Raw genomic sequence first — 22,260 nt, 5'->3', positions numbered from 1 at the left:
GGTCTGGCCGGCACGAGGCTGCCTGTCTAGGGCTGCGCGCGCGGTCGGTCGGTGGGAGCGTCGGCACCGGCAGAAGCGGCCCGTCGCCGGTGAGGGCGGGGGCCGCAGCCGGTGGCCAGCGACCTGATCAGCTGGTTACTTGATCAGGTAGATGGTCGCGAACAGGCCGATCCACACGACGTCGACGAAGTGCCAGTAGTACGACACGACGATCGCCGCGGTGGCCTGCTCGTGCGTGAAGCGCTTGGCTGCGTACGTCCGTCCCAGGACCAGCAGGAAGGCGATCAGACCACCCGTCACGTGCAGCCCGTGGAAGCCGGTGGTCAGGTAGAACACCGTGCCGTACGGGTCGGAGGACAGCGACAGGCCGTCCTTCTTGACCAGCTCGGTGTACTCGAAGACCTGGCCGCCGATGAAGACCGCGCCCATGGCGAACGTGAGGATGAACCACGCCCGGAGCTTCTTCACGTCACCGCGCTCGGCAGCGAACACGCCGAGCTGGCAGGTGAGCGAGGAGAGCACCAGGATCGTGGTGTTGACCGAGGAGAAGGGCACGTTGAGGGCGTGGGCCTTCTCGGTCCAGAACTCCGGCCCCTTGACGGAGCGGAGCGTGAAGTACATCGCGAAGAGGGCCGCGAAGAACATCAACTCGGAACTGAGCCAGACGATCGTTCCGACGCTGACCATGTTCGGCCGGTTGACCGATCCGTGCGCGTGCCCGGTTTCTACTGCTGTTGCTGTCGCCACGACGGACATTATGTCGGTCCCTTATTCCGTCTTCACGTCGGGGGGTGTCCCTCGGAGTGTCCGGTGCGTGCGGTATGCCCCCTTGAGGGGTGCCGGGGTGCCCGGACGGGGGTTGAGCAGCGGCGTGTCCCTTTTCTGATGGTTCCTCGGAGGGGCCCGCGACCCCGTTGCCCGGCGCGTCGCTGCACGGTCGGAGCAGCCGCGGGAGGTAAGGGGACGAGCCCGGGGTCGGCCGTACGGGTGGACTGGACGGGATCGGGTGACGGGCCGTCCTCCGGGCGGGTGAGCCCGGGGCGCGGCGGCTCGGGACGGATCGTGCGCGAGGGGGACTCGGCGGACGGTGATCGGGAGTAGCATCCGGATCAGGCGAACGTGGTCCGGATCACACTTGAGGGAGCAGGGTCCATGGCGTACACGACCGATGAGACGCTCACCGTCCTCGTCTACAGCGACGACCGCAACACCCGCGAGCAGGTGCTGACGGCGCTCGGCCGTCGGCCCGCCGAGGATCTTCCGGAACTGTCCTACCTGGAGTGCGCGACCACCCCCGCGGTGCTCAAGGCACTGGAGAAGGGGGGCGTGGACCTCTGCGTGCTGGACGGCGAGGCCGTTCCGGCCGGGGGGCTGGGGCTCGGCCGCCAGCTCAAGGACGAGATCTACGGCTGCCCGCCGGTGCTGGTGCTGATCGGCCGGCCGCAGGACTCCTGGCTCGCCGCCTGGAGCCGGGCGGACGCCGCCATCTCCCGCCCGGTGGAGCCGGTGGCGCTGGCCGGGGCGGTCGCCACCCTGCTGCGGGCGCGGCTGGCGAAGCGGACTCCGGCCGTCCGCTGAATTCCCCCCCGGCAACTGGAAAAGAGGGGGGTAGAAGCGGCCGCTTCGCTCGATAGGCTGGCTCCATCCGTACGGACGTCCCCCCGGAGCGGGGAACCGACAAACAGCTGGAGTCAGCCATGGTGAACGTGAACCCTGCGAACGGCGGTAGCGACCCCGCGCAGGTGATCCGCACCTGGCCGGACCTCCTGGCGGCGCTGTTGCAGGGGGAGGACCTCGACCGCGCGTCCACCGCGTGGGCGATGGACCGGATCATGAGCGGCGAGGCGTCCCCCGTGCAGGTGGCCGGGTTCATGATCGCCCTGCGGGCCAAGGGCGAGTCGGTCGAGGAGATCGCCGGCCTGGTCGACGCGATGTACGAGCACGCCGAGCCGCTGGAGATCCCCGGACCGGCGGTGGACATCGTCGGCACCGGCGGGGACCGGGCGAAGACCGTCAACATCTCCACCATGTCGGCGATCGTCGCGGCGGCCGCCGGCGCCAAGGTGGTCAAGCACGGCAACCGGTCGGCCTCCTCCGCCAGCGGCTCCTCGGACGTGCTGGAGAAGCTCGGGGTGGCGCTGGACCTCTCCTCGCAGCGGGTCGCCGAGGTGGCCGAGGAGGTCGGTCTCACCTTCTGCTTCGCGGCCAAGTTCCACCCCTCGATGCGGCACGCCGCCACCGCGCGGCGCGACCTCGGGGTGCCGACCTCCTTCAACATCCTCGGCCCGCTCACCAACCCGGCCAGGGTCACCGCGCACGCCATCGGCTGCTTCGACACCCGGCTGGCCGGGCTGATCGCCGGGGTGCTGGCCGAACGGGGCGCGACGGCGCTGGTCTTCCGCGGCGACGACGGGCTGGACGAGCTGACCATCACCACCACCTCGCAGGTCTGGCTGGTGCGCGACGGGGTGGTCACCGAGACCACCTTCGACCCGCGGGACGTCGGCATCGAACTGGTCGGCATCGAAGCGCTGCGCGGGGCGGACGCCTCGTACAACGCCGAGGTCGCGCGGCGGCTGCTGGCGGGGGAGCACGGGCCGGTGCGGGACGCCGTCCTGCTGAACACGGCGGCGGCGCTGGTCGCGCTGGACCTCGGCGAGGCGCCGCTCGCCGAGCAGCTGGCGGCCGGCATGGAGCGGGCCGCGGAGGCGATCGACTCCGGTGCCGCGCAGGACCTGCTGCGACGCTGGTCGGAGGCCACCAGCCGGATCTGAGGCGGTAGTTGGGGAGCCCGTGCCGGAACGCCGGCACGGGCTCCCGTGCTGTCCGGATGCTGGATGCCCGTTTGACCACCCGATGGACGCGGCCTAGAGTCTTCGCCAGGTCATGAGTGACAGCGCGAAGCCCCAGCTGGCTGTCCGGCAACCCTCCGTCCGTGGCGGGGTGCCCTGGGTGAGGACCGGGTCGTCACGGCAAGCCGTCCGTGCGACAAGCGCGGACGCCGGACGAGCAGCACTCCCGGGGTCCCTCACCCCTGAAGGAGTGCATCCTCATGTCCGCTCTCGCCATCACCGAGACCTGCGCCCCGCTCGCCGTCCTCGGCGCCGACGTCCAGGTTCCGCTCGCCAACGGTGAGAAGGTCGGCTACGCGGCGCTGGACTACGCGGCCAGCTCCCCGGCGCTCCAGCGGGTGTGGGACGACGTCGCCGCCTACGCGCCGTACTACGGCAGCGTCCACCGCGGGGCCGGGTACCTCTCCCAGCTGTCCACCGACCTGTTCGAGCAGAGCCGCCGCACCGTCGGCGAGTTCCTCGACCTGCGCGAGGGCGACCAGGTGGTCTTCACCCGGGCCACCACCGACTCGCTCAACCTGCTGGCCGCGGCCGTTCCGGCCGGCACCCGGGTGTTCGCCTTCGAGACCGAGCACCACGCCTCGCTGCTGCCCTGGGCGCACGCCGGACTGGGTGTCACCTACCTGCGGGCGCCGCGCTCCCGGGCCGAGGCGGTGGCCGCGCTCGACGCCGCCCTCGCCGGGGCGCCCGAGGGCCCCAAGCTGCTCTGCGTCACCGGCGCCTCCAACGTGACCGGCGAGCTGTGGCCGGTCGCCGAGCTGACCCGGACCGCGCACCGGCACGGCGCCCGGGTGGTGCTGGACGCCGCCCAGCTGGCGCCGCACCACCGGGTCTCGGTCCGCGAGCTGGACGTCGACTGGATCGCCTTCTCCGGCCACAAGATCTACGCGCCGTTCGGCGCCGGGGTGCTGGCCGGCCGGGCGGACTGGCTGGACGCGGCCGAGCCGTACCTGGCCGGCGGCGGGGCGACCCGGACGGTGGCCCGGGAGAGCGACGGCTCGGTGGCCGTGCAGTGGCACACCGGCCCGGCCCGGCACGAGGCCGGCTCGCCGAACGTCATCGGCGCCTACGCGATCGCCTCGGCCTGCCGGGCCCTGACCGAGGCCGGCTTCGACGCGCTGGAGGCCCGCGAGCAGCAGCTGATCGCCCGGCTGACCGCGGGGCTGGCGCAGATTCCGCAGGTCAAGGTGCTGAACCTGTTCGGCTCCGACTCCGCCCGGGTCGGCGTGCTGTCCTTCGTCGTCCGGGGCTGGAACAGCTCGCACTTCTCGGCCGCGCTGTCCGCCGAGTACGGCATCGGGGTGCGCGACGGCCTGTTCTGTGCCCACCCGCTGGTGCGCACGCTGCTCGGGGACGAGGACGTCGCCCCGTCCGAGTGCGGGGCGCCGGAGCCCTCGCTGCCGGGCGAGCGCAGCCTGAACGCGATCCGGGTGAGCTTCGGCGCCGGGACGCCGGACGAGCACGTCGACCGCTTCCTGACCGCCGTCCGGGAGCTGGTCACGGACGGGGCGGCCTGGAACTACCGCAACGAGGGCGGGCGCTGCGTCGCGACCGTGCAGATCGACCGGGGCCGTCGCGAGGGCTGAGCGCTACTCGTCCAGGCCCAGGGCGAAGGCGGCTTCCAGGTCGTGCTGGGAGTAGGTGCGGAAGGCGATCTGGGTCTCGGTGTGGGCCACGCCCGGGACCTTGTTGAGCCGGCCCGGAATGACCTCGGCCAGGTCGTCGTGCCGGCGCACCCGCACCATCGCCACCAGGTTGTAGCCCCCGGTCACCGAGTAGACCTCGCTGACGCCGTCGATGGCGGCGATGGATTCGGCGATCTCCGGGATGCGGTCGACACTGGTCTTGATCAGGACGATGGCGGTGATCACAGTTCGGGCTCCTTTGTGGGGTGGCGCCAGCGTATCGGGCGTCGGCCGGGTCGTCGCGGGGGGTGGCGAACCACGGTGCAGGCGTAGAGGAACCCGGCCGAGAAGCCGATCACATGGACCAGGTACGCCACCCCGGGCCCGGCCGAGTGCACCGACCACCACTGCAGGGCGAACCAGAGGCCGAGCACCAGCCAGGCGGGGAACCGCAGCGGCAGGAAGAGCAGCAGCGGGACGAGGGTGGTGACCCGGGCCCGGGGGTGGAGGCGCAGATAGGCGCCGAGCGCGGCGGCGATCGCCCCGGAGGCCCCGATGAGCACCCGGGTGGAGTTCGGCGAGTGCGCCTCGGCGAGCGCGAAGCCGTACGTGGTCAGGCTGCCGGCGGCCAGGTAGAAGACGGCGTACCGGGCCCGGCCCAGCCGCCGTTCGACGGTGGGGCCGAAGACCTGGAGGAAGAGCAGGTTCCCCAGCAGGTGGAGCCAGCCGGCGTGCAGGAAGAGCCCGGTGAGGACGGACAGGGCCGGGTGCTTGCCCGGGGTCGGGGCGGCCGGGCAGCCGGGGACCGGGTCGGGGGCCTCGGCCAGCTGCGCGGCGGTCAGCGGCCGCCCGGCCAGCACCTCGGCCGGGACGGCGCCCCAGCGCTGCTCGTACCGCTGCTCCGCGCAGACCCGGGCCCGGCCGGTGCCGTACAGCGGGTTGAGCCCGGCGGCCGGGCCGAGCAGGAAGACCAGGGTGTTGAGTGCGATCAGGGCGTAGCTGACCGCCGGGACGGTCGCGGCCGGGCGGCCGCCCCGGGCGGCGGTGTCGTCGGGGACCGCGAGCGCCATGCGGCCAAGCATCCCTCCGGGCGCCGCAGGTGACACGGCGGTTTACGGCAGGTGGACCAGTCCGGGTGTTCGGGCGACCGGTGGCCGCGATGGTTGCCCCAGGCAATAGGCTTGGGGCGGGCATTCCCGCCTCCCGCCGCCGATGCCGGGGCTCCGGGGGGAGCGCCTAGCCCACGAAGGGACCACCCGAGAGGACCCCCGATGACCGTCCCCGCCCTGACCGCCGAGACGCGCTGGCGCTGCACCCTGTGCGGAAACCTCACCCGCTTCGACGTGACCCGCACCGCGCGGGTGACCGAGTTCCTGCACTTCGACCTGGCTGGCGAGTCCGAGGTCGAGGAGACCGAGGTGCTGAGCGAGACCATCGAGTCGGTGCGCTGCCGCTGGTGCAACGCGGTGGACCAGGTCGAGCTGGTGGCCCGCCCGGGTGCCGAGGGGGCGCAGGCCCCCACCGAGCAGGGCTGATCCCCGCCGCGGCGGCGGGTGGGTGCGCGGCGCACCCGCCCGCGCCGCACGGGACAATGCAGAACAAGACGCACGGAGCGTGACGACAGGGGGAGGTCGCGGCCGTGCCCCGCTGGACCAGGATCGGAGCCGAGGACGTGGTGGACGCAGCGAAGGAGCCCGGCGAAGCCCAGGGGCTTCAGCCCGCTGCGGCCGAGGCGGCGAACGACTCCTCCGAGCCCGCGGCGGAGCACGCCGTCGAGAAGCTCGACCGGCCGCTGCCCGAGGGCGTGCGCCGGCGCGTGGTCGGGCTGGCCTCGGACGCGCTCGGCGGGCTGCCGGCGGGCGAACTCCCGCAGAGCCTGCGTCAGTACGTCAAGTTCACCCCGGCGCGGCGGGCCAAGTACGCGGCCACCGCGCTGGCGGCGGCCCTGGAGGCGGAGCCGGCCTTCCGGGTGCGGATAGCGGAGCGGCTGCGTCTCGGGCAGCCGGACCTGGTGAAGGCGCTGGAGTCGGGCACCGTCCCGAGCGCCGCCGATCCGATGGACGTCGCGGCCGCCGCCTACCTGGTGCGTTCGGCGGGCTGGAGCCGGCTGGTGGCCGAGGCCGGCGAGGAGGCCGAGCGGGCCGGTGCCGAGGACGCGGCCGCGGAGTCGGCCCGGCTGGTGGAGAAGCTGCATGCCGAGCTGGCCGAGGTGCGGGCCTCCGCGCGGGCGGAGGTGGACCGGCAGCGGGCCGAGTCGGACGGCGTCCGCAAGGAGGCCGAGTCGCTGCGCAAGAAGGTGCGGTCGCTGGAGAGCGACACCCGCCGGGCGCAGGCCGAGACCCGCCGGGTGGCCGGCGAGCTGGAAGCCCTGAAGGTGCAGACCGCGGCCGAGCGCGGTGCGGCCGAGACCGAGGCGCGCAGGCTCAGGCACCGGGTCTCGGAGCTGGAGAACGCGGTCGAGCAGGGCCGCCGGTCGGCCCGTGAGGGGCGCAGCGTCGAGGACATGCGGCTGCGGCTGCTGCTGGACACCGTGCTGCAGTCGGCCCAGGGGCTCCAGCGGGAGCTGGCGCTGCCGGTCTCCCAGATCCGCCCGGCGGACCTGGTGGAGGCGGTGGTGCCGGGGGCGGCCTCGCCCCACGACGTGGCCCGGCGCGGGCTGGCCGAGGACGATCCGGCGCTGCTGGACCAGCTGCTGGCGATCCCCCAGGTGCACCTGGTGGTGGACGGCTACAACGTGACCAAGACCGGTTATCCGACGCTGCCGCTGGAGCAGCAGCGGATCCGGCTGCTGGGCGGGCTGGCGATGCTGGCGCAGCGCACCCAGGCGGAGGTCACCTGCGTGTTCGACGGGCAGGACCTGGACGTCCCGGTGATCATGGCGCCGCCGCGCGGGGTCCGGGTGCGGTTCAGCCGGACCGGGGAGACGGCCGACGAGCTGATCCGCCGTCTGGTGCGGGCCGAGCCGCAGGGCCGTCCGGTGGTGGTGGTGTCCACCGACCGGGAGGTCGCGGACGGCGTGCGGAAGGCGGGCGCGCGCCCCGTCGCCTCGGTGCTGCTGCTGAACCGGCTGGCGCGCCCCTGACCCCGACCGGCCGTGCGATGCCTGGTCAGGAGTGGTTCCGGAGTGATGTGCGGGTCCCGTGTCGTCAGTGTGCGGACCGGAGTTCACACCTTCGGGGGAGTGGCAAAACGGATAGATCTTCACTAGGGTCTGGCGTCAAACCTATTTTCCGGAATCTCATCCCATCAGGTGAGTCCGTTGGAAGAAGGAGCAGGACCCTTGGCCTCCCACCGCCGTCCCAAGCAGCCGAGCCGCGCGCGGATCTCCGTGCTCACCGCTGCTGCTGCGACCGCGGTCGCCCTCTCCGCCCAGGTGGCCGCGCACGCCGCGCCGCAGCCGAACAAAACGGACGTCAAGGCGCAGATCGACCAGCTCCAGGAGGAGCAGGAGCAGGCGGCGGAGAAGTACAACGGCGCCAAGGAGCGGGCCGACCAGCTGCGCAAGCAGGCCGACCAGCTGCAGGACCAGGTGGCCCGCAGTCAGGAGCAGATGACCCAGCTCCAGGGCGGTCTCGCCGAGGTGGCGGGCGAGCAGTACCGCACCGGCGGCATCGACCCGTCCGTCCAGCTGATGCTCACCTCCGACCCTTCCGGCTACCTGGAGAAGGCCTCCACCGTCCAGCAGGCCAGCAGCAGCCAGGCCGAGGCGCTCAAGGGGCTGCTGGACCAGCAGCGCCGGCTGGACCAGGAGAAGGTCGAGGCCTCCGCCGTGCTCGCCTCGCTGGACACCACCACCAAGGACCTGAACCAGGCCAAGGCGGACGTCAACACCAAGCTGAAGGCCGCCCAGGACCTGCTGAACTCGCTGAGCGCCACCGACCGCGCCGCGCTGAAGGCCCAGCAGGCGCAGGACGACCGCGCCTCGCGCGGCAGCGACCGGGTCGACCTCAGCAGCCTGCCGCCGGCCAGCGGCTACGCGGCCGTGGCGATGGCCAAGGCGATGGGCAAGCAGGGCTCGCCGTACGTGTGGGGCGCCACCGGCTCGACCACCTTCGACTGCTCGGGCCTGATGGTCTGGGCGTACGGGCAGGCGGGCGTCTCGCTGCCGCGCACCTCGCAGGAGCAGGGCCACTACGGCACCCGGGTGCCGTCGCTGGACCAGGCCCAGCCGGGCGACCTGGTGATCTACGGCAACGACATGCACCACGTCGGGATGTACATCGGCAACGGCATGGTGGTCCACGCGCCGCACACCGGTGACGTGGTGAAGGTGATGAAGGCCGACGCGATGTCGATCAACACCATCCGCCGGGTCTGACGGCCCGACACGCCCGCGGGGCCGTTCCGGGGGCTGTGAAAAGCGCCACCCCTCGTGCGGGGGGTGGCGTTCGGCTTTCCGCCCCTTCGCGGCCACATGCTGAGAACTGATCAGCCTTCTGTGTGCCGGTGGTCACCATCGGTCATTTTCACAGCAGAACTTGGGAAATCTTTGGTCTTTTTTCTGACAAGGATTTGAACCGATCACGGTTCAGTTACTAGGGTCGTGCTCTGAACCACCGCACTGTCGATCGCCCAGCCAGGGTGGCGGCGGTGGTTACCGTCGAGTTCGTGAGGCAGCGGGGCAGGTCGAAGCGACTGCCCGACAGGGGAGCCCAGTGTTTTGGGGGCGCTGCGGAGCGGAGCCGGGGAACCACGTTCCTCCGGGGTGAATCGACGCCAGGTCGGCCGATGGAACGGCCGTGAGGCGTCGTAGGGCATGCTTCCGGCCCGAACCCGTCAGCTCACCCGGTAGGCGGACGTAGGAAGAAGGAGTCCGCCTTCGTGGCGTCCCATCGTCGTCCCAAGCCCGCAGGCCGCGCCCGGGTCTCGATCCTGACCGGTGTCGCCGCGGCAGCCGTCGTCCTCTCCGCGCAAGGCGCCCACGCCGACCCGCAGCCGACCAAGGAACAGGTCAAGGGGCAGGTCGACCAGCTCAACGAGCAGGCCGAGATCGCGACCGAGAACTACAACGCGGCCCAGGCCAAGCAGCAGGAGCTGGAGAAGCAGGTCTCCGGCATGCAGGACCAGGTGGCCCGTCAGCAGGCCCAGGTCACCGAGCTCCAGGGCGGCCTGGCCGAGATCGCCGGCGAGCAGTACCGCAACGGGGGCATATCCCCGACCGTCCAGCTGATGTTCTCCTCCAGCCCGGACACCTTCCTCAGCCAGGCCGACGCGCTGAACCAGGCCGGCAGCACCCAGAAGGGTCAGCTGAAGGAGCTCCAGGAGCAGCAGCGCAAGCTCGACCAGGACCGCAACGAGGCCCAGGGCAAGCTCGCCGAGCTGGAGTCGACCACCCAGCAGCTGAAGACCTCCAAGGAGGAGGTCCAGGGCAAGCTGAAGGCGGCCCAGGACCTGCTCAACACGCTGACCGAGCAGGAGCGCCAGGCGCTGCGCCAGGCCGAGGAGAAGGCCGCGGCCGACGCCAAGGCCAAGGCCGACGCCGCCCAGGCCCAGCAGCAGCAGGCCGACCGCGCCTCCCGCGACAACAGCCGCGGCGACCTCGCGGCCGGCTCGAGTGCCTCGACCGGCTCGACCGCCTCCTCCCCGGTGAAGGTGGCCCCGGGCAGCTCGCGCGGTGCCGCCGCGCTCTCGGCCGCCGCCTCCAAGATCGGCAGCCCGTACGTCTGGGGCGCCACCGGCCCGGGCTCCTTCGACTGCTCCGGCCTGATGGTCTGGGCGTTCAACCAGGCGGGCGTGTCGCTGCCGCGCACCTCGCAGGCGCAGGCCTCGGCGGGCACCCGGATCGGCTCGGACATCTCCCAGGCCCAGCCCGGCGACCTGCTGATCTTCTACACCGACGCCCACCACGTCGGCATCTACGCGGGCAACGGCCAGGTGCTGCACGCGCCCAAGCCGGGCGCGTCGGTGCGCTACGAGGCCGTCACCAACATGCCGCTGGCCTCCATCGTGCGGGTCTGATCACCGTTCGAACGCTTCCAGGCCCGGCCTCCCCCAGGGGAGGCCGGGCCTGCGGTTTTTCCTGCGGCTTTTCCCGAGGGTCGGTCAAATGTCCGACAACAGCCTGAATATTCGGGTTGGCAGGGGTTTGGACTCGCTTGCCCTGACTCGCTAACGTCTGCCACCGGACTCCCGCTCGACGGCCGCCCGTCCCGGTGCGGCGGCGGGAGCCGCGCCGCAGGATTGGAGCCGCTGCCGCCATGCCCGTGCACCGCCGTTCCCAACTGCTCGCCCGGGCGCTGGTGCTGACCGCGGCCGCCGCCACCGCCCTGGGTGTGGCCGCCGGAGGCAGCGCCCAGGCCGCCCCCGGCAGCCCCGACCCGGGCGACCGCCAGGACGTCAAGACGCAGGTGGAACAGCTGTACGACGAGGCCGAGCAGGCGTCCGAGAAGGCCAACGCGGCGCAGGAGGCCCAGCGGCGGCTCCAGGGCGAGACCACAATCCTCCAGGGCGAGATCGCCGTGGCCCAGGACCAGCTCAACGGGCTGCGGGGCGACCTCGCGACGGTGGCCGGGGCCGAGTACCGCGGCGGCGGGATGACCCAGACCGCCCAGCTCATCCTCTCGCCCGACCCGGAGGGCTACCTGTCCCGCGCCCGCGCCCTGGGCCAGGCCGCCGCGCGCCAGCAGGAGACCCTGCACGAGCTGGTCGCCCGGCAGCGCCGGCTCGACCAGCGCCGGACCGAGGCGGCCGGCAAGCTCGACGAGCTGGACCGGACCCGCCGCTCGCTCGCCGACAGCAAGCAGCAGATCCAGCAGCGGCTGGCCAGGGCGCAGAAGCTGCTGAACGGTCTGGGCGCCGCCGAGCGGGCCCGGCTGACGGTCCAGGACGCCCGGGACGCCGAGCAGCGCGCCACCCGGGGCACCGACCGGCTGGACCTCGGCACCGCCCCGCCCGCCTCCGAGCGCGGGGCCGCCGCGCTGGCCGCCGCGGTGCGGATGATCGGCTCCCCGTACGTCTACGGGGCCACCGGCCCGCACGCCTTCGACTGCTCCGGTCTGATGTACTACAGCTGGCGGCAGGCCGGAGTGACCCTGCCGCGCACCTCGCAGGCCCAGGCGTACGCCGGGCAGCGGGTCAGCCTGTCCGAAGCGCGACCGGGAGACCTGGTGATCTTCTACCGGGACATGCACCACGTCGGCATGTACGCCGGCGGCGGCGTGATCGTGCACGCCCCCCGCCCGGGCGCCAAGGTCCGCTACGAGAGCGTCACCGCCATGCCGGTCTCCGGGGTGGTCCGGCTCTGAACGCCCCGCCGTCCGGCCCCGCCGACCCCACTGGCCCCGCCGGTATATCCGGCTCCCGCCCCCGCCGGACGCTGTCCCGGCGGGGCGCGCTGCTGCTCGCGGCCGGTGGGCTGGCCCAGCTGTCGCTGCCTCCGGCCGCCCCGGCGGCGCCCCCGGCCCGCTCGGCGGACCGGCACGCCGAGGTGGCCGCCGCGCTGGCGGAACGGGCGCGCTCGGCGCCGCCGTGGGCCGGGCTGCCGGTGGCCGGGGCGGGGTACCGCAACCTGGTGCTCGCCGCCTCCGGCGGGCCGGAGCGGCTGACCGCCGCCGCCGAACTGGCGGTGCGGATCGCCGGGTACGACGAGTACCCGGTGGTGTACCCGCGCCGGATCGAGCTGCTCCGGGCCGGCGACGGCTGGCGGGTCGAGCGCGAGGAGAGCGCGGACGGCCCGCCCGCGCCGTGGGACTTCGGGCCGCTCCGGTCGGCTCCGGGAGCGAACTGCCTGGTGGTCGGGCCGGCCGCCGGGCCCGACCCGGCCGAGCTGGCCGCGGTGGGGGACCGGGCGGTGCCCGCCGTCACCGAGGTCTGGGGCGGCGCCTGGCCGCAGCGGCTGCTGCTGGAGCGGCCCGCCACCGAGGAGCAGTTCGCCCGGCTGCTGGAGGGCGACCCGGACGGCTGGACGGGCATGGCGGCGGTCACCGTGGCCGCCCCCGGCGCACCGTGGCACACCCCGGCGGACCGGGTGCTGGTCAACCCGGAGGTGTACGGCCGGCTCAGCGACTTCGGCCGCCAGGTGGTGATCACCCACGAGGCCACCCACGTCGCGACCAGGGCCGACACCCGGGCCTGGACCCCGCTGTGGCTCTCCGAGGGCGTCGCCGACTGGACGGCGTACCGCGACTCGGGCCGCAGTCCGCAGCAGGTCGCCCCCGAGCTGGCCCGGGACGTCGCCGCCGGGAGGACGCCCACCGCGCTGCCCGCCGACCGGGACTTCGCCGCCGGGGCCACCGGCATCGCCCAGGCCTACGAGCAGTCCTGGCTGGCCTGCGAGCTGATCGCCCGCACCCACGGGCCGCAGCGGCTGGTCGCCTTCTACCGCGCGATCGGCGCGGCCGACGGGCAGGGCGAGGACCGGGAGCGCCGCACCGACCGGCTGATGCGCCGCGAGCTGGGCGTCGGGCTGGAGGAGTTCACCCGGCAGTGGCTGGCGCGGATGGCGGAGCTGAGGGGCTGATCAGCGGCGCTGCTCGGCCGGGGCGCCCGGGTGGTCGATGCCGTCCAGCAGGTCCTGCTCGTAGGCGATGCCCGGGCGCACCGGGTAGCCGGCGGACGGCAGCGCGGCGGGCTCGCGGTCCAGCACCACGGTCGGCGGCAGCGGCGCCTCGCCGCGGGTCGAGCGCCAGAGCCGGACGCAGGAGAGCACGGCCGCGGCCAGCAGCAGCAGGTTGCGCGCGGCCAGCACGGTGACCGCCACCGGGTCGCTGGCCAGCACCTGGGTGAACATGGTCGGGAACTCGACCAGGGTCAGCGGGCAGGCGAGCAGGATCAGCATCGCCACCGGCCGCTGGCTGCTGTTGCGCACGGTCAGGCAGACCGCCGCGACGCCGACCAGCCAGACCAGGTACTGCGGGCTGATCACCCGGCTGGTCACCACGAAGATCAGCAGCGCGCACAGTGCCGCGTCGTACATGGTGGCCGCGCTGCGGCGCTTGGAGGTGTAGCGCCACAGCAGCAGCCAGGCGAAGCCCAGCACGGTGCCGGCCATCATCACCTTGCTGATCACGCTCACCCACGGCCCGAGCATCTCGGGGGAGCCGTAGTTCATCGTGACCCTGCCGTCCCAGCCGCCGGCGAGCCGGGCGAAGTGCAGCGGCAGCGCGCCGAGCGACTCGACCTCGATGCCGCGGTCCTTCTGGAAGGCCAGGAAGTCGAAGGCGCCGTTCATCCCGGCGGCCAGCAGGAAGCCGATCGAGACGGCGGTGGCGCCGGCCAGCGTCCAGGAACGGCGGGTGCGGCGGCCGGAGGGGGTGCCGATCAGGCCGAGCAGCGGCCAGATCTTGACGATGCCGCCCAGGCCCAGCAGCAGCCCGCCGACCGCCGGGCGGCGGATCAGCGCCAGCAGACCGGCCAGGGCGACCGCGGTGACGATGACGTCGAAGCGGTTGTAGATCATCGGGCCGAGCAGCGGGACGCCCACCACCCACATCCAGGCGCCGGTCAGCGCCCGGCCCCGGCGCAGGCCGGTGCGCACCAGCAGCGCGGCCGCGGCGGCGTCGGCGATCCCGCAGATCACCCAGAACGAGACCAGGTACGACCAGGGCAGCAGGCCCGGCAGCAGGATCACCAGGGCGGCGCCCGGCGGGTACTGCCAGGTGACGTCGTCGAAGGGGAAGGTGCCGGTCTGGAGCACGCCGTACCAGGCGTGGTAGATCATCCAGACGTCCGCCGTGACGTCGCCGCCGGGCGCCTTCAGCACGCCCGTCGCCAGCAGCACCAGCAGCGCGCGGGTGGCGATCCAGGTGGCGCCGAGCGCGGCGAGCGCCCCGAGCGGGCGGCCGAGGCGGCCGCGTGAAGAACCGGGCTCGGTGGCCGGGGCCAATTCCACTGCGCTCCCTCGTTCGTCTCGGACGTCCCCACCGGAGGCGTCGTGGAGACGGACGCCCGGGCCGCGTCGCACTGCGGCCTAGGTACTAGGACTGACCCGGGGGTCAAACGGTTGCCGTGCGCGGTTCCGTTCCCGGCGGGTCATGGTGTTGACCTATCGTACGGATCACCCAGCGGTACACCGCGCACCCCCCGACCGAGCGAGCCGTGGCCTGATGCACAGAACCTTGATCGTCACCAATGACTTCCCGCCGCGCCCCGGTGGCATCCAGGCCTTCGTGCACAACATGGCCGTCCGTCAGCCCGCAGGCAGTGTCGTGGTGTACGCCTCGACCTGGCGGGACGGCAGCGAGGTGGCCCGCTTCGACGCCGAGCAGCCGTTCCCGGTGATCCGGGACCGGACGAAGGTGATGGTTCCCACACCGCGGGTCACCCGGCGGGCCGCCGAGATCCTGCGCGCGGAGAAGTGCGACTCGGTCTGGTTCGGCGCCGCCGCGCCGCTCGGGCTGATGGCGCCCACGCTGCGCCGGGCCGGGGCCGGGCGGCTGCTCGGGATGACCCACGGCCACGAGGCCGCCTGGGCCCAGCTGCCGGTCTCCCGGCAGCTGCTGCGCCGGATCGGCGCCGGCACCGACGTGCTGACCTACCTGGGCGAGTACACCCGCTCCCGGATCGCCGCCGCGGTCGGGCCGCAGGCCGCGGCCCGGATGGTCCAGCTGCCGCCGGGCGTGGACGAGACGACCTTCCACCCGGGCTCCGGGGGCGCCGAGGTGCGCCGCCGGCTCGGGCTGGCGGACCGGCCGGTGGTGGTCTGCGTCTCCCGGCTGGTGCCGCGCAAGGGCCAGGACACCCTGATCGAGGCGATGCCGCAGATCCTCGCCGACGTGCCGGACGCGGTGCTGCTGATCGTCGGCGGCGGCCCGTACCGGGCGGACCTGGAGAAGCTCGCCGACGCCACGGGCGTGCGGGACTCGGTGCGGTTCACCGGCTCGGTGCCGTGGGAGGAGCTGCCCGCCCACTACGGGGCCGGGGACGTCTTCGCGATGCCGTGCCGCACCCGGCGCGGGGGGCTGGACGTCGAGGGCCTGGGCATCGTCTACCTGGAGGCCTCGGCGACCGGCCTGCCGGTGGTCGCGGGGGACTCCGGCGGCGCGCCGGACGCGGTGCTGGAGGGCGAGACCGGGTACGTGGTGCCCGGCGGCTCGGCCCCGGCGGCGGCCGAGCGGATCGTGCGGCTGCTGCGCGACGAGGAGCTGCGGCGGCGGATGGGCGAGGCCGGGCGGCGCTGGGTGGAGCGCTCCTGGCGCTGGGACCTGCTGGCCGGGCGGCTGACCTCGCTGCTGGCCGGGTGACGCCGACGGGCCCCGCCACTTTCCTGGAGTGGCGGGGCCCGTCCGGCGCCCGCGGTCGGGCCGCGTCGGGCGGCCGCTTCCGGCGGCTACTTCCGGTAGAGCGCCTCGATGTCGGCCGCGTAGTCCTTCAGCACGACGTTGCGCTTGAGCTTGAGCGAGGGCGTCAGGTGGCCGCTCTCCTCGGAGAACTCGGTGTCCAGCAGCCGGAACTTCTTGACCGCCTCGGCGTGCGAGACGGCGGCGTTGCCGTCGTCCACCGCGCTCTGGAGGGCGGCCAGCAGGTCCGGGTCGCCGGCGAGGTCGGCGACGGTGGCGCCGGCGGGCTTGCCGTTGAGCTCCTTCCACTTCGGGAAGAAGTCCGGGTCGACGGTGATCAGGCAGGCGATGAAGGGCTTGCGGTCGCCGACCACCATGACCTCGCCGACCAGGGCGTGGGCCCGGATCCGGTCCTCGATCACGGCGGGGGCGACGTTCTTGCCGCCGGCCGTGACGATGATCTCCTTCTTGCGGCCGGTGATGGTCAGGTAGCCGTCGGAGTCCAGCGAGCCGAGGTCGCCGGTGGCGATCCAGCCGTCCTTGAGGGTGTCGGCGGTGGCCTGCGGGTTGTTCCAGTAGCCGGTGAAGACGTGCGGGCCCTTGAAGAAGACCTCGCCGTCCTCGGCGATCCGCACGGAGGCGCCGGGCACCGGCTGGCCGACCGTACCGATCTTCGGCTTGTCCCACGGGTTGAAGGCGGTGGCCGCGCAGGTCTCCGTCAGGCCGTAGCCCTCCAGGACGGTGAAGCCGATGCCCCGGTAGAAGTGGCCCAGGCGCTCGCCGAGCGGGGCGCCGCCGGAGATGGCGTGGGTGGCCCGGCCGCCGAGGGCGGCACGCAGCTTGCCGTAGACCAGCTTGTCGAAGACCGCGTGCTTGAGCCGCAGCACCAGCCCGGCGCCGCCGGCGTCCAGCGCCCGGCTGTAGGCGATCGCGGTCTCGGCGGCCTTGTCGAAGATCTTGCCCTTGCCGTCGGCCTGGGCCTTGGCGCGGGCGGTGTTGTAGACCTTCTCGAACACTCTGGGCACGCCCAGGATCAGGGTCGGCCGGAAGGCGGCCAGCTCGGCGGTGACGTCCCGGATGTCGGAGACGTGACCGAGCTTGATCGGGGCCATCGCCGGGGCGATCTCGGCGATCCGGGCGAGCACGTGGGCCAGCGGCAGGAAGAGCAGGACGGAGCTCTCGCCGGTGCGGAACAGCGGGGCCAGGCGCTCGACGACGTTGCCGCACTCGGCCAGGAAGTTGCCGTGGGTCAGCTGACAGCCCTTCGGGCGGCCGGTGGTGCCCGAGGTGTAGACGATGGTGGCGATGTCGTCGGGGCCTGCGATCCGGCGGCGCTCGTGGACCGTCGCGTCGGGGACGCCCTGTCCGGCCTCGGCCAGGGCGGCGAGCGCCCCGCCCTCGATCTGCCAGGTGTGCTTCAGCTCCGGCAGCCGCTCGCGGACCTCGCCGACCACCCGGACGTGCTGGTCGGTCTCGGTGATCACGGCGACCGCGCCCGAGTCGCCGAGGATCCACTCGACCTGCTCGGCGGAGGAGGTCTCGTACACCGGCACGGTGACGGCGCCGGCCGTCCAGATCGCGAAGTCCAGCAGCGTCCACTCGTACCGGGTACGGGACATGATGGCGACCCGGTCACCCGGCTCGACGCCGGCGGCGATCAGGCCCTTCGCGGCGGCGTGCACCTCGGCCAGGAACTGGACCGACGTCAACTCCTGCCACTGGCCGTCCACCTTCCGGCTGAGCACGGCGACGTCCGGGTGCTCCTCGGCGTTCCGGTGCACCGGGTCGGCGAGGTTGCCGCCGCTCGGTACCTGGTAGAGGGCCGGAAGGCTGAAGTCGAGCAAGACTGCTCCTCGTTCGCGACGCTGCGGGACGGCAGGACGTTACTGCCCGGTAGGCAGCTTCGACCAGAGGGGTCGGCTCCGGTGTTCGAAGTGTCACACCCGGCCGGGTCCGACCAGGCCGTGACCGGGTCGTTCGAATGGCACCCTACGACAGAGCAGGGCGACCGGCCGGTAACATGCCCGGCCGCCCGGCGCCCGCCCGCACCACGGCCGCCCGCCGGGAACGGCCCGCGCCGCCGCGCCGCCCGCCGGGCGCGATAGCCTGCTCCGGGCGGACCGGGCCGAGCGCGCCCCGGCCGGACCGGCAGGCAGAGGGACGAGGCGGAGGGCCATTCCATGGCGGAGCACACCAGGTCGAGCATCACCATCGACGCGACCCCGGCCACGGTCATGGCCGTGATCGCCGACTTCGCCGCCTACCCGGCCTGGACCGGGGAGGTCAAGGAGATCGAGGTCCTCAAGGCCGGCGAGGACGGCCGCGCTGCCGAGGTCCGGCTGCTGCTCGACGCCGGCGCCATCCGCGACGAGCACGTCCTCGCCTACACCTGGGACGGCGACCGCGAGGTCTCCTGGACCCTCGTCCGCAGCCAGATGCTCCGCTCGCTGGACGGCTCCTACACCCTCGCCCCGCTGGCCGGCGGCCGCACCGAGGTGACGTACCAGCTCGCCGTGGACGTCAAGATCCCGATGCTCGGCATGATCAAGCGCAAGGCCGAGAAGGTCATCATCGACCGCGCCCTGGCCGGTCTGAAGAAGCGCGTCGAAGGCTGACACGACCGAACGGGGGGCCGGACGGCATGACGGCGACACGCACCATCCTGATCAGCGGCGACTCGGGGGCTCCCGCGGTGGCCGCCGCCACCGCCCTGCACGCCGCCCGGCGCGGCCACCGCACCTGGCTGCTGGCCGCCGACGACCCGCACCGCGCCCTGGACTCCGCCCTCGGCACCCGGCTGGAGCCCGAACCGCTCCTCCACGCACCGGGCCTGACCGTCTCCCGGATCGACGAGCAGGCCGCCTTCCGCTACGCCGTCGGCGAGCTCACCGGCCGGCTCAAGCCCGCCCTCGACCTGCTCGGCGCCGAACAGCTCGACCCCGAGGAGCTCACCGCCCTCCCCGGCATCGCCCGGCTCGCCCTGCTGCGCGCCCTGCCCGCCGCCGACCAGGACGTCCTGGTCGTGCTCGCCCCGCCGCCCGCCGAGCTGATCGCCACCCTCGCCCTGCCCGAACAGCTCGCCCGCTACCTGGACCGGCTCGTCCCCGAGCAGCGGCAGGCCGCCCGGGCACTGCGCCCGCTGCTGGCCGGGCTGGCCGGTGTCCCGATGCCCGCCGACTGGCTGTACGAGGGGCGCACCAAGGCCGTCGCGGCGCTCGCCGAGTCCCGCGCCGCGATCACCGGCCCCGGCACCAGCGTCCGGCTGGTCGTCCCGGCCGACGGCCACCCGTACCGCGAGCTGCGCCGGATCCGGGCCGGACTGGCGCTGCACGGGCACCGGCCGGACGCCGTGGTGGTGCACGGCGCGCTGCCCGGGGCCGCCGTCTCCTCGCCCGACCCCTGGCTGGCCGCCCTGGCCCGCCGCCGGCAGGAGGAGCTGACCGCGCTCGCCGCCGAGACCGACGCCCCGGTGCTGGTCACCGGCCTGGCCGACGCCACCCTGGAAGCCGTCGCCGACCGGCTCTACGGGGACGGGGACGGGCCCGAGCGGCTCGCCCCCGGGCCCTGGCCGGTCGAGGACCGGCTCGCCGAGGAGGGCCTGCTGGTCTGGCACCTCGACCTGCCCGGCGCCGACCGCTCCGAACTGGACCTGGTCCGCCGGGGTGACGAACTGGTGGTCGGAATCGGCACCCACCGCCGGGTGCTCACCCTCCCGTCCGCGCTGCGCCGCTGCACGGTGGCCGGGGCGGGGCTGCACGACGGGGTGCTCTCGGTGCGGTTCGCGCCCGACCCGGCGCTCTGGCCCCGGGGCTGACGGGGGTTCGGCGGCGCGTCGGCGGCGCTTCGGCAGGGATCCGGCAGCGGTCCGGCGGCTTTTCGGGCCGCCCGGCCGGTCGGGTAGCGTCGGGCCCGAGGGGCCGCGGGGTGCGGCCCCGGCTGAGGAGGCGCCCGCGATGACCAGCACCGACGACCGCACCGAGCCCGGCGGCCGGCCGGACGCCGAGCAGGACGGCGAGCAGGGCGGCCAGGGGCACCCGTTCGGGCCGGAACTGGGCCCGCTGGTGGACGAGGTGCGCCGGTTCGCCGGTGCGCTCGGCGACAAGGCCCAGGAGGCGAGCGCCACCACCCTGATCACCCTGTCCGGGCTGGCCGACCGGCTGCGCACCCAGCAGCCGGAGGTCTACTCCCACCTTGCCGCGGCCGGCACCGGGCTCGCCGCCGCGGGCGCCGAGCTGCTGGCCGCCTACCGCGCCGCCGTGGCCGGGCACGAGAGCCGCTGGACCGCCGGGCAGGGCGCGCCGACCGAGAAGATCGACCTCGACCTCGACGGCGACCTCGGCGGCGATGTTGACGAGGCTGACGGGTCGTCCGTCAAGCAGTGAAACCGTGACTTTCGGAGGGTGATCGCGCTGTTCTCATACGTCACGAAGAAGGAGATTAGATACGACTTTTGAAGCATCACGGCCAGGCAGTCCCAGGATTGTCTTCGGATAATGTATGCGAGGCTGTGTACGGGGGCCGGGTTGGGCGGTAGCGTTCCGCCCAGCGGAACGAGTGAATAGCTGAGGGACACATGGCTCTGACCATCGGCGTCGATGTCGGCGGGACCAAGATCGCGGCAGGCGTGGTCGACGAGGCGGGCGCCATCCTGGCCCGGACCAGGGTGCCCACCCCGGCCGACCCGCAGTGGGCGGTCGACGCCATCGCGCAGGCCGTGCGCGAGCTCAAGGAGGAGCACCCCGGTGTCACGGCGGTGGGCGTCGGCGCCCCCGGGTTCGTCGACAGCAACCGCTCGACCGTGATCTTCGCTCCCAACATCGACTGGGAGAACGAGCCGCTGCGCGGCCGGATCGAGGAGCTCACCGGCCTGTCCACCGTCGTCGAGAACGACGCCAACTGCGCGGCCTGGGCCGAGTTCCGCTTCGGCGCGGCCGCCGACCACCGCGACATGCTGCTGATCACCGTCGGCACCGGCATCGGCGGCGGCATCGTCCTGGACAACCGGCTGCACCGAGGCCGCTTCGGCGTGGCCGGCGAGATCGGCCACCTCAACATGGTCCCCGACGGCCTGCTCTGCGGCTGCGGCGGCAAGGGCTGCTGGGAGCAGTACGGCTCCGGGCGCTCGTTGCGCCGCTACGGCCGGGAGAAGGCGGCCGCCGACCCGCAGCGCGGCCACCGGATGCTGGAACTCAACGACGGCGTGGCCGAGACCATCCGCGGCATCCACATCACCCAGGCCGCGGAGGAGGGCGACCCGCTCGCCCTGGAGTGCTACGCGGAACTGGCCGACTGGCTGGGCCGCGGCATGGCCGACCTCGCCGCGCTGTTCGACCCGGGCGTCTTCGTGCTCGGCGGCGGCGTCTCCGACTCCGGCCGGCTGCTGCTCGACCCGGTCGCCAAGGCGTTCGAGCACTACCTGACCGGCGGGGTGCACCGCCCGCGCGCCGAGGTCGTGCTGGCCTCGATGGGCTCCGCCGCCGGCATCGTCGGCGCGGCGGACCTCGCCCGCACCGCCTGACCCCCTCCGAGCCCGCCGGCGGCGGTGCGACCGGGCCCCGACCGATCCCGGACGCACCGCCGCCGTCGCACGTCCCGGCCCGGCCGCGTACGGTCGGATCGATCCGGTGACCGCCCAGGGGAGGACCATGAGCGCCGCGACCACGACCACCGCCATGACCGGGACCACCGCTGCTGCCGTGCCCGGGACCGCCGCGCGGGCCGAACCGCTGCCGCCGCCCGGCCCGGGCCGGCTGCGGCTGCTCAGCTACAACATCCGCTCGCTGCGCGACGACCGGCGGGCGCTGGCCCGGGTGATCCGGGCCTGCGAGCCGGACGTGGTCTGCGTCCAGGAGTCCCCGCGCTACTGGCGGCCCGAGGGCCAGGCCGCCTGGCTGGCCCGGAGCACCGGCACGGCCGTGCTGGCCGGCGGCGGCCGCACCGCCGCCGGCCCGCTGCTGCTCGGCCGGCCCGGCGCGGTGGAACTGCTGGAGGTGCACGACCGGCTGCTGCCCAAGACCCGCGGCCTGCACGCCCGGGGCTTCGCCGGCGCGCTGCTGCGGCTGCCCGGCACGGCGCCGTTCAGCGTCACCAGCTGCCACCTCAGCCTGGACCAGGAGGAGCGGTACGGGCAGTTCGAGCTGCTCCTCGACCAGCTCGCGATCGCCGAACTCGGCGTCGTGGCAGGGGACTTCAACGAGCACCCGGACGGGCCGGGCTGGCGGCTGCTGGCCTCGCGGCTCCAGGACGGGTACCCGACCGCGCCCTGGGGAGGCGAGTTCACCTCCGTACCGGAGCGCCCCTACCAGCGGATCGACGCCGTCTTCGCCACACCCGGGATCACCGTCCTCGGCTGCGGGGTGCCGCACGGGCTGCCCGGCGTCACCGAGGCCGACCTGCGGGCCGCGACCGACCACCTGCCGGTGCTCGCCGTCCTCGAACTGCCGACGAGCCGGCCGGGCGGTCAGCAGGTCCGCTAGACCCGTCCTTCGCACATAACGAGTTCGGATGATGTGGTGATGCGACCGGTATCCCGATGGGGTGCCGGTCGTTGAGCCTGGCGTGCCGATA

At 73.6% G+C, this 22,260-nt stretch carries 20 protein-coding genes and 2 riboswitches; of the genes, 15 read left to right on the top strand and 5 right to left on the bottom strand.

Annotated features, from left to right (window positions below):
• Window positions 1-135 precede the first annotated feature (135 nt).
• A complete protein-coding gene (locus tag ACFVVA_RS14330) occupies window positions 136-756 on the bottom strand; it encodes a heme-copper oxidase subunit III (RefSeq protein ID WP_049651835.1) in 621 nt (206 codons plus the stop codon).
• 396 nt (window positions 757-1,152) lie between these two features.
• On the opposite strand from ACFVVA_RS14330, the gene ACFVVA_RS14325 reads away from it, so the two are divergent.
• The 3 genes from ACFVVA_RS14325 to ACFVVA_RS14315 all read left to right on the top strand — a co-directional run bounded on the left by ACFVVA_RS14325 (window position 1,153) and on the right by ACFVVA_RS14315 (window position 4,438).
• Window positions 1,153-1,578 (top strand): hypothetical protein, encoded by a 426-nt coding sequence (locus ACFVVA_RS14325; protein WP_387689205.1) that lies wholly within the window; start codon window positions 1,153-1,155, stop codon window positions 1,576-1,578.
• 119 nt (window positions 1,579-1,697) lie between these two features.
• Entirely contained in the window at window positions 1,698-2,774 is a 1,077-nt protein-coding gene (gene trpD / locus ACFVVA_RS14320) for an anthranilate phosphoribosyltransferase (RefSeq protein WP_387689202.1), read from the top strand.
• A gap of 108 nt (window positions 2,775-2,882) precedes the next feature.
• A riboswitch (SAM riboswitch) is annotated at window positions 2,883-3,001 on the top strand.
• Window positions 3,002-3,052: 51 nt separating this feature from the next.
• Window positions 3,053-4,438, top strand: a complete 1,386-nt coding sequence (locus ACFVVA_RS14315; protein WP_387689199.1) for an aminotransferase class V-fold PLP-dependent enzyme — start codon at window positions 3,053-3,055, stop codon at window positions 4,436-4,438.
• A gap of 3 nt (window positions 4,439-4,441) precedes the next feature.
• Here the strand turns inward: ACFVVA_RS14315 and ACFVVA_RS14310 are convergent, their stop codons facing one another.
• Together ACFVVA_RS14310 and ACFVVA_RS14305 are read right to left on the bottom strand one after the other, a co-directional pair.
• A complete protein-coding gene (locus ACFVVA_RS14310; RefSeq protein ID WP_049651832.1) occupies window positions 4,442-4,723 on the bottom strand; it encodes an Lrp/AsnC family transcriptional regulator in 282 nt (93 codons plus the stop codon).
• The gene (locus ACFVVA_RS14305) at window positions 4,720-5,547 is read right to left on the bottom strand and encodes a rhomboid family intramembrane serine protease (protein WP_387689195.1); all 828 of its coding nucleotides are present in this window, start codon (window positions 5,545-5,547) and stop codon (window positions 4,720-4,722) included. Before ACFVVA_RS14305 ends, ACFVVA_RS14310 begins: the two co-directional genes overlap by 4 nt.
• A 201-nt stretch (window positions 5,548-5,748) precedes the next feature.
• Here ACFVVA_RS14305 and ACFVVA_RS14300 point away from each other — a divergent pair, with 201 nt between their 5' ends.
• The 6 genes from ACFVVA_RS14300 (at window position 5,749) to ACFVVA_RS14275 (ending at window position 12,935) form a co-directional block, all read left to right on the top strand.
• On the top strand, window positions 5,749-6,012 hold the full coding sequence (locus ACFVVA_RS14300; protein ID WP_387689192.1) for a hypothetical protein: 264 nt from the start codon (window positions 5,749-5,751) through the stop codon (window positions 6,010-6,012).
• A gap of 140 nt (window positions 6,013-6,152) precedes the next feature.
• The gene (locus ACFVVA_RS14295; RefSeq protein WP_387689656.1) at window positions 6,153-7,559 is read left to right on the top strand and encodes an NYN domain-containing protein; all 1,407 of its coding nucleotides are present in this window, start codon (window positions 6,153-6,155) and stop codon (window positions 7,557-7,559) included.
• A 198-nt stretch (window positions 7,560-7,757) separates the two neighbouring features.
• On the top strand, window positions 7,758-8,795 hold the full coding sequence (locus ACFVVA_RS14290) for an NlpC/P60 family protein (RefSeq protein ID WP_387689189.1): 1,038 nt from the start codon (window positions 7,758-7,760) through the stop codon (window positions 8,793-8,795).
• Between the two features lie 339 nt (window positions 8,796-9,134).
• Window positions 9,135-9,288: riboswitch (cyclic di-AMP (ydaO/yuaA leader) on the top strand.
• A gap of 10 nt (window positions 9,289-9,298) precedes the next feature.
• Window positions 9,299-10,435: an NlpC/P60 family protein gene (locus ACFVVA_RS14285; RefSeq protein ID WP_387689186.1), complete on the top strand. Its 1,137-nt coding sequence runs from the start codon at window positions 9,299-9,301 to the stop codon at window positions 10,433-10,435.
• Between the two features lie 239 nt (window positions 10,436-10,674).
• Complete coding sequence (locus ACFVVA_RS14280; protein WP_359897074.1) at window positions 10,675-11,721, top strand: NlpC/P60 family protein; 1,047 nt, start codon at window positions 10,675-10,677, stop codon at window positions 11,719-11,721.
• Between the two features lie 182 nt (window positions 11,722-11,903).
• Entirely contained in the window at window positions 11,904-12,935 is a 1,032-nt protein-coding gene (locus ACFVVA_RS14275) for a hypothetical protein (RefSeq protein WP_387689182.1), read from the top strand.
• Here ACFVVA_RS14275 and ACFVVA_RS14270 read toward each other — a convergent pair whose 3' ends face one another.
• Entirely contained in the window at window positions 12,936-14,306 is a 1,371-nt protein-coding gene (locus tag ACFVVA_RS14270) for a glycosyltransferase 87 family protein (RefSeq protein ID WP_387689179.1), read from the bottom strand. It lies immediately after the preceding gene.
• A 214-nt stretch (window positions 14,307-14,520) separates the two neighbouring features.
• Here ACFVVA_RS14270 and ACFVVA_RS14265 point away from each other — a divergent pair, with 214 nt between their 5' ends.
• Window positions 14,521-15,657 (top strand): glycosyltransferase family 4 protein, encoded by a 1,137-nt coding sequence (locus tag ACFVVA_RS14265; protein ID WP_359897079.1) that lies wholly within the window; start codon window positions 14,521-14,523, stop codon window positions 15,655-15,657.
• Between the two features lie 86 nt (window positions 15,658-15,743).
• On the opposite strand, the gene ACFVVA_RS14260 is transcribed toward ACFVVA_RS14265, so the two are convergent.
• Window positions 15,744-17,537, bottom strand: coding sequence for an AMP-dependent synthetase/ligase (locus ACFVVA_RS14260; RefSeq protein ID WP_387689175.1), 1,794 nt, complete (start codon window positions 17,535-17,537; stop codon window positions 15,744-15,746).
• Window positions 17,538-17,873: 336 nt separating this feature from the next.
• Between ACFVVA_RS14260 and ACFVVA_RS14255 the strand changes: the two genes are divergently transcribed.
• The 5 genes from ACFVVA_RS14255 to ACFVVA_RS14235 all read left to right on the top strand — a co-directional run bounded on the left by ACFVVA_RS14255 (window position 17,874) and on the right by ACFVVA_RS14235 (window position 22,169).
• Window positions 17,874-18,308, top strand: coding sequence for an SRPBCC family protein (locus ACFVVA_RS14255; protein ID WP_359897082.1), 435 nt, complete (start codon window positions 17,874-17,876; stop codon window positions 18,306-18,308).
• A 26-nt stretch (window positions 18,309-18,334) separates the two neighbouring features.
• Window positions 18,335-19,507, top strand: a complete 1,173-nt coding sequence (locus tag ACFVVA_RS14250) for an ArsA family ATPase (RefSeq protein ID WP_387689172.1) — start codon at window positions 18,335-18,337, stop codon at window positions 19,505-19,507.
• Window positions 19,508-19,646: 139 nt separating this feature from the next.
• Window positions 19,647-20,075, top strand: a complete 429-nt coding sequence (locus tag ACFVVA_RS14245) for a DUF5304 family protein (RefSeq protein WP_387689169.1) — start codon at window positions 19,647-19,649, stop codon at window positions 20,073-20,075.
• 191 nt (window positions 20,076-20,266) lie between these two features.
• Window positions 20,267-21,211, top strand: coding sequence for an ROK family glucokinase (locus ACFVVA_RS14240; RefSeq protein ID WP_387689166.1), 945 nt, complete (start codon window positions 20,267-20,269; stop codon window positions 21,209-21,211).
• Window positions 21,212-21,365: 154 nt separating this feature from the next.
• The gene (locus ACFVVA_RS14235; RefSeq protein ID WP_387689655.1) at window positions 21,366-22,169 is read left to right on the top strand and encodes an endonuclease/exonuclease/phosphatase family protein; all 804 of its coding nucleotides are present in this window, start codon (window positions 21,366-21,368) and stop codon (window positions 22,167-22,169) included.
• Window positions 22,170-22,260: the final 91 nt, after the last annotated feature.

Source organism: Kitasatospora sp. NPDC058048 (genome assembly GCF_042885555.1).
GTDB classification, from domain to species: domain Bacteria; phylum Actinomycetota; class Actinomycetes; order Streptomycetales; family Streptomycetaceae; genus Kitasatospora; species Kitasatospora lactacystinica.
Note: the sequence above shows the minus strand (reverse complement) of the source record. Positions and strands in the feature narration are given on the sequence as shown.